Here is a 263-nt window from a genome sequence, read left to right on the forward strand (position 1 = left end):
GGCGAGTGCTGGTGCTGCGGGGACCGCGTCATGACGTCCCCGCTTGCGGGATGATCCGCATCCTGAACTCCAGCGTCAGGTCGCGAATCTCGAGCAGCACGTCGGGATTAGCGTCAATTACCGCGCAAGCGTACGCGAAGCGCTCCTCGGCGAGGGCAATGGCCTCAGCACCTGAAACGGCCGCAGGGATACTCATCGCCAGTGCGCCTCATGCTTCGCGATATAGTCGAGAATTCTCGCTCTCGCCAAAAGAAGATCCTCAT

1 protein-coding gene is annotated in these 263 nt (G+C 60.8%); it reads right to left on the reverse strand.

Features of this window, described 5'->3' with window-relative positions; all coding sequences use genetic code 11:
* Positions 1-28: 28 nt before the first annotated feature.
* On the reverse strand, positions 29-196 hold the full coding sequence (locus QSV46_RS40040) for a hypothetical protein (protein WP_314964147.1): 168 nt from the start codon (positions 194-196) through the stop codon (positions 29-31).
* Between the last annotated feature and the right edge of the window lie 67 nt (positions 197-263).

The organism is Bradyrhizobium cosmicum, assembly GCF_032290525.1.
GTDB classification, from domain to species: Bacteria; Pseudomonadota; Alphaproteobacteria; order Rhizobiales; family Xanthobacteraceae; genus Bradyrhizobium; species Bradyrhizobium cosmicum_A.